This window comes from Turicibacter sp. (assembly GCF_017941855.1).
Lineage (GTDB): Bacteria > Bacillota_I > Bacilli_A > MOL361 > Turicibacteraceae > Turicibacter > Turicibacter sanguinis.
This window is the reverse complement of record NZ_JAGAVR010000043.1, coordinates 1-6,403: the sequence shown is the minus strand read 5'-3', so window position 1 is coordinate 6,403 and position 6,403 is coordinate 1. Positions and strand designations below refer to the sequence as shown.

The window sequence follows — 6,403 nt, the reverse complement described above, 5'->3', positions numbered from 1 at the left end:
ATATGGAAATGCTTATTCTAGAGAATATATTACTTCTGACACTCAATTAAAAACGTTAGATTTTGTAAAATTAGTTAATTATCATTATTATAAAGTAGCACCTAAAGAAACTCAATTCGATAAAAACGAAAGGCATTACAAAGACCAATACATCGAAAATACCAAAAAAGCGATATACAAAAACTTTTTTAGCTAGGCTTGAAACCTAGCTTTTTCTATGTTAACATAAGGCGAGGAGGTTTTTAACATGTATTATCTAGTTAGAGCTTTGCTGGGAACAGTCGAGAGTTTTTCCAATGTAGTTAAATCATCTAAACAAATAAAAAACAAAAAGACTTATTCTAGAGGTTTCAAAAAAATTCGTATGTTCTACGATATAGAAACATACGTATATAATAAAAGCGCTGATAAAGCTACAGAAAAGAAAAGCTCTATGTATTCTTTTGCTGTAGGTGTATACGATGACCCTAGAAACAACGAAGGAAATTTAAACATTTTGCAATTCCCTAATTTCGTACATTTCCACAGATTTATGAAAGATATCGGTGTTCAAAAACAAACAAAAATAGAGCTTATCGCACACAATGCTGACGGCTTCGACAATCATTTTATATCTTATGAAATGATACAATTTTTAAATGCTGTGCCGTACAATGCTTACAACAGAAATTTACAAGACGATTCAATTGATACTACAACTTATAAAGAAGAAGCTGGTTATGGATATAATTTTTTACTAGAATCAAGAGTTCGCTCAAAAACCAAGCTAAGGATAGAAGCTTCTTCAATTGATAATATTCAGTATCACACGATAGACAACTTACCAAAATATGGTTGTTCATTAGCTTCTGTCGGAGATAGTTTATTGTATGCAAAATTAATATCAGAAGATGACCTGAAAACTGATATGGACTATTCACAGTATGATGTAGATTATGACATGACACCAGACGAAGCATTTTCATATTCAGAAAAAATATTTTTATCGTTAGAGGATAAACCACACGACCAAGTTTATATGAAGAATGATATTGTATTGCTAGCAAATTCATGTAAATATTATAGCTTTTTAAACCCTAGTTTCGACTATGAAAAAATGACTAAAACACAGAATATAAAAATCGCTTATGAACAATCGCCTTTATCCTTCTTTCAATTAGAAAAGAAATATCTAAATGAAAAAACTGATAAATGGGATAGCATACAATTCTCAAATTTCAGACTAAACGAAACAACTAATCTTTTCGATTGGTGCAAAAAATTCTATAAAGGCGGTCTAAATTTTTATAATGATAAATACGTGGGGAAGATAGTCAAAGATATGTTTTCTATTGATATCAACTCTAGTTATCCTTTTGTCATGTTTAGAGAAAAAATTCCTACAATACCAAAAATGATTATACAATTTGACACTCCCCAAAAAATCGATATTGATTTCGATGATAAAGATTATTGGACAATGTACCAAATCAAAAAAGCAACATTCGACAAAATTTTATACAAGGTTAAATCTAAAACAGTTCGTAAAATGTTAGTAAAATATTATAATTTATTAATTACTAAACAAGGCGGAGAAAACAAAATCGAAGATTACGTTTATATAAATTCTAATACATTAAGAATGTTAAATGATTTATTCGGCGTCAAAGTTAAATCAATGTTCGTAAAAGCTTATTGGACGTGGAAATGTGAATATTTTGCTTCACGTGATATTTTAGCTAAATTCTATCGATTAAAAACCCAAGGAAAATACGCTTCAAAAGGAACGGTATTTTTTGGAAATAATGATACAGATCCTACCGAATGTTGGATTGACAAATCAAAACCATACGAAGGCGAACAATTATCAGAAGAACAAATCGCTGTATCTAAAGTTCTAATGAACGGTTTGTATGGAATGCCCGGATTATCATCAACTTTTAAATACGGTTATAGATTAGATAATTCAGAACTTGCAATATCACCAAACGGTTTCAAGAACAACGAAAGAAATGTATTGTTTTCAGCTTTTGTAACATCACAAGCATTATACAATTTACTAGAACCGTTAAAATATCTGAACAGTACACAAATTGATGAATATTTTGTTTATTGCGATACAGATTCTTTGTATTTAAAATTAGAAGCAAAAGAACTTATCGACAAATCAATTTATCATCCTTTATCTTTAGGTAAATGGGATATAGAGAACGAACATATTTTAAAATTTTACCCTTTAAATCATAAAAAATATGCGTATACCACAACAAAAGAAAAATACAAAAAACATAACAATCCAGAAGGTATACAAATACGTTGCGGAGGGGTAAATAAAGATAGCTTTAATTTTAATATGACTTTTGAAAAATTTATCGACACTCAATTTTCAGAAGGAAAAACGATTAATAACGTTAGAGGGATTATGAACGTTAACAATACGATAACCATTTACAACTCAAAAATGGAATTAAAAATGGGAACTGAATACCCTGAATTTTATAATCCAGAAAAACAACAAGAACAATACGACATTATCGTTTCACAAATAAACGAAAATACAGAATTTGAAGAAAACGGCGATTCAGGCGACCAATTGCTATATATCGAAACACCTTGGGGTGCTTTTTCTGAAAAAGAATTATTCCCATTTGAAGAAAATTTACCAGAAGTTCATATGACACCAGAAAAATTTGTTAACACTTATAACTATCATTACAATACTAGCGTTAAAAAGCAACAAGAATTATATTTGTTAAATAAAAAAGATTAGAAAAATCTAATTAAAGCTTAACTGTTTTTAAATGACAGTTAGGCTTTTTCATTGTATACTTAATTCATAAGTTAAGGAAAGGAAGTAATAAACATGAAAAACTTTATCAAAGGTTTATCTATATCAATGTTAGTATTAGGAGGTAGCTTCACAGCTACATACACTTATCTAGATGTTACTAATAAAGAAGAAACTACTGTTACACAAACAACAGTTTCAACATCAGAACAAACAGAAAATAATACAACCGAAAATACTTCATCTTATAATGAAGATTTAGACGTGACTTATATGCCACAATCAACTAAAAAGATGAAATTAATGAATGGTACTATCAATTCAATCGAAGGCGAGCAATGGAAAATGTTACCAAATAATCAAGGTTCAATGATATTAGTAGCATTTAGTAACAATGTTTATAATAACGAAATTTGCGAATTACACGTATTAGGTAATTCATGGACATTAGTTTTATATAATACAGGACAAATAATTTCACAAGGAGACGTTATAAATGCCTAAACAAAAAGAAATGATACTAGACAATTTTTACAATGAAGCTTTTAACGAATTAGTTGAATTAAGCAAATCAAATTTAGCATATCAAGAATTGAAAGTCTGGCAAACGAATAAACTAAAAATATTAAGACGTGAAAAACTAGAAACCTACGAATTACTTTGGTTCGTTTCAAGGTCAACAGATATATTTTTATTAACACAACAAGGAAAATCAGTAAAAGGACTTATTCCAAGTGTAAAGGATGAATTAAATGAAACCAACGTCAACATATAAACGACCTAACGGCGATGAAATAAATTTCTATACTAATATTTACGGTAAATTAACTACCACAGCACCAACAGAAGAATTTATCGACATTAAAGACTACGAAGGGTTATATGCTGTAACTAATTTCGGCGATGTATACAGTTATAAAACGAATCGTTTTTTAAAACCACAGGATAACGGCAAAGGCTATTTACAAGTGACACTCACAAAAGGTAAAGTAAAAAGAAGATTCTACGTTCACAGATTGGTAGCCAATGCTTTTCTACCTAGATTCGATATTGATGGTGTAGTATGGACAGTCGACCATATAAATAAAATTCGTTGGGATAATAGAGTAACTAACTTGCAATGGATAACTAACTATGATAATATTAAGATTATGCACGAAAGAAATAAAATTACAGTCGAGGACGTGAATAGATTGATAAAGCAAACAACATTATTCAATGATACACCAGAAGAAAAAGATGGCTATATGCAAGATTCAAATAGTATTTATAATTTTTATTTAAGAGAAATCGATAGAGTAGCGTCAAGAATGGCAATAGCTAATTTCCAAAAAAGATACGATGATTCACACGCCTTAAAAGAAAGCCTTATGAAATCAATCGAAAAAGAACCTTTGATTAGCGATAGACAATGGTTTAAATTTTTGAATATTTTACAATTAGAAACACAATTATTTGAAAACAAATTAAAAGAAAGTTGGGCAAAATAATATGTTTAAATCAAAGAAAGAAAGTAAAAACAAGATGCCTAAATCAAAGAAAAAATTATTGAGAGAAATATACAAATTAAAAAAATCACTTTACGATTCACAAGAAGAAATAAAAGATTTAAAATGTCGTAAGTTTAATATGCACGTATACTATAGTGAAATGTGTAATGATAAAGACAACGATATATATAAATTAAAAAAAGCACTAGGAGAATTAAAAGAAGAGTTTAGAAAAGAAATGAAAAAAGAAGTAATAAAAAACGATAATCTAACACGTTCTTATAACAATATGAAATTATTAGCCGAAGATCAAGAAGAAAACGCATTTTTTTGGAAAAAAGAGTATGAAAATTTATATAATGACATCTCACGCTTATACCCTAACTACCATGAATTAAAAGAAGAATTAAACGAAGCATACAACAAGATTTCATCGTTAGAAGATGAATATCAAAACACTAAAGCAAACGCTGAAATGTGGTTTCGAGATTGGCAAGACGAATTAGCAACGAGAGAAGCATTGGAAAAAGAATTAGATATATACAAAAATGATTTAGCACTATCTAGAAAAGCTTTAAACCGATATCATATAAAGGCGGTTGGACTTAATGAAAGAATTTAACACAGGAAAAATAAATCTAGAAACAAACGAATACAAAGAAAAATGGTATTGCTCATTGTGTGATGATTACCACACAGAAGATAAAAATATTTATGATGAATTATTTAAAGAAACAAGAAATAATCTACCAGATTGCAAAGATGTTGACGTTAGAAAATATTTAAGGGAGGAAGAAAAATGACAAACGAAGAAATGCGTATAATCGAGTTAAGACGTGAAATGATTCGTATAACTTATATGTTAAAATATAAAGAGTTATCTTACGAAACATATCACAATCTATTAATTAAACAAGAAGAAATTATAGAGGAATTAGAAAACCTGCTAGAAATTCCAATCGGTTAACAATATACAAAAAGCCCTCCAATTAAGGAGGGTTCTTTTTATAGTGTTAAATAAATTCCTGTAATAGCTACATCATTAACACTTGGTTCACCGTTTTTACCGTTATCAGAACGTCTTAAAACAATTTCGACTTGGTGACCTTTCAATTGTTTCTTATTGACTGTTACGTCAAACCCTAAAGCGTCACCACCTGAATAGTTGTATGCTTTTTTAACGTCAGGACGTGGAATACCTCTCGATTGAATACGAGTAAGTTCTTCTTTAGTGTTTTTATCTCTAAAGATAACCCAAGCTGTTGAACCAATTCTACCAGAATTTTCTGGTACTAACCAACCAGCTACACGAATAACATCTTTTTTATATTCGTTAAAGTAATCTAATTTACCGAAATTAGAACCTTGTTTGAATACTGGCGAAGCTTTTACCGCTTCGTCGTGTGTCATAGGTTTTTGTGGCTTAGTGTAACGGTAAACGTAAAAATATGGATTACCGTTCATAGCGTATCTTTTATCGTGATTTTGAATTGTAGTGCCTAGATTTAACCAAGCGGTGCATTCCGCCCAATTTTGATTATCGATAGCGATACCTGTGTGACCGCCAGCACCAGCCGACCAACCTTTTTTACCCCAAATGATAATATCACCTTTTTGCATATTCCACTTGCGGTTTTCCGAAATAAGAGTAAACCCATTTTTTAACAAGAAATCGTGTTGAGTTTCAGTTGATGGTACGATTGGATAAGGTTTAGCACCGCCTGCTAATGCACACCGATAAACAAAACCTGAGCAATCAGCTGTACCGTCCGCCCCAGTACGTGACCCATACATCGAATACGTGAAACGTCCTTTCATTGCAATTGATTCATTTACCATGTTATCTATATTCATATCTGCTTTTACCTCCTGATTGATTGTGATTCCTAAAAATAATAATGCTAAAACAAAAACTTTTTTCATCTAATCATCCTAGCTTTTCCTCTATTTTTTCTACCATTTTCTTAACGATATCCAATTCCGACAAAGCTGTAGTTAATCTGTCGATAGTATCTTGATATCTAGCTTCTCTATCGTCATTCTTTTTCATTGTGTAAATAAACAAACCAAGAAACAACCCCATAAAAGTTACATTTTCAGGCTTTGAAAGCAACGCTTCAAAATATTCCATTTTCTCACCTCCTTT

General features: G+C 30.3%; 10 protein-coding genes. 8 read left to right on the top strand and 2 right to left on the bottom strand.

Annotated features, from left to right (window positions below; all coding sequences use genetic code 11):
* The 8 genes from J6D32_RS06450 to J6D32_RS06415 form a co-directional block, all read left to right on the top strand.
* Positions 1-196: hypothetical protein (locus tag J6D32_RS06450; RefSeq protein ID WP_287467420.1), on the top strand; the 196-nt coding region annotated here is incomplete at its 5' end.
* Between the two features lie 51 nt (positions 197-247).
* The gene (locus J6D32_RS06445) at positions 248-2,749 is read left to right on the top strand and encodes a hypothetical protein (protein WP_287467419.1); all 2,502 of its coding nucleotides are present in this window, start codon (positions 248-250) and stop codon (positions 2,747-2,749) included.
* A 93-nt stretch (positions 2,750-2,842) separates the two neighbouring features.
* Positions 2,843-3,271, top strand: coding sequence for a hypothetical protein (locus tag J6D32_RS06440; RefSeq protein WP_287467418.1), 429 nt, complete (start codon positions 2,843-2,845; stop codon positions 3,269-3,271).
* On the top strand, positions 3,264-3,542 hold the full coding sequence (locus J6D32_RS06435) for a hypothetical protein (RefSeq protein ID WP_287467417.1): 279 nt from the start codon (positions 3,264-3,266) through the stop codon (positions 3,540-3,542). The genes J6D32_RS06440 and J6D32_RS06435 overlap by 8 nt, the downstream gene beginning before the upstream one ends.
* Positions 3,520-4,257: an NUMOD4 motif-containing HNH endonuclease gene (locus tag J6D32_RS06430; RefSeq protein ID WP_287467415.1), complete on the top strand. Its 738-nt coding sequence runs from the start codon at positions 3,520-3,522 to the stop codon at positions 4,255-4,257. Before J6D32_RS06435 ends, J6D32_RS06430 begins: the two co-directional genes overlap by 23 nt.
* Position 4,258: 1 nt before the next feature.
* Entirely contained in the window at positions 4,259-4,879 is a 621-nt protein-coding gene (locus J6D32_RS06425; RefSeq protein WP_287467414.1) for a hypothetical protein, read from the top strand.
* Positions 4,866-5,060: a hypothetical protein gene (locus J6D32_RS06420; RefSeq protein ID WP_287467412.1), complete on the top strand. Its 195-nt coding sequence runs from the start codon at positions 4,866-4,868 to the stop codon at positions 5,058-5,060. The genes J6D32_RS06425 and J6D32_RS06420 overlap by 14 nt, the downstream gene beginning before the upstream one ends.
* Positions 5,057-5,224 carry a hypothetical protein gene (locus J6D32_RS06415; RefSeq protein WP_287467411.1) on the top strand — a complete coding sequence of 56 codons (168 nt, stop codon included), beginning with the start codon at positions 5,057-5,059 and terminating at the stop codon, positions 5,222-5,224. Before J6D32_RS06420 ends, J6D32_RS06415 begins: the two co-directional genes overlap by 4 nt.
* 38 nt (positions 5,225-5,262) lie before the next feature.
* Here J6D32_RS06415 and J6D32_RS06410 read toward each other — a convergent pair whose 3' ends face one another.
* Both J6D32_RS06410 and J6D32_RS06405 read right to left on the bottom strand, forming a co-directional pair.
* Positions 5,263-6,180 carry a peptidoglycan amidohydrolase family protein gene (locus tag J6D32_RS06410; protein WP_287467410.1) on the bottom strand — a complete coding sequence of 306 codons (918 nt, stop codon included), beginning with the start codon at positions 6,178-6,180 and terminating at the stop codon, positions 5,263-5,265.
* A gap of 4 nt (positions 6,181-6,184) precedes the next feature.
* The coding region (locus J6D32_RS06405) for a BhlA/UviB family holin-like peptide (RefSeq protein WP_287467409.1) at positions 6,185-6,403 on the bottom strand (219 nt) is incomplete at its 5' end.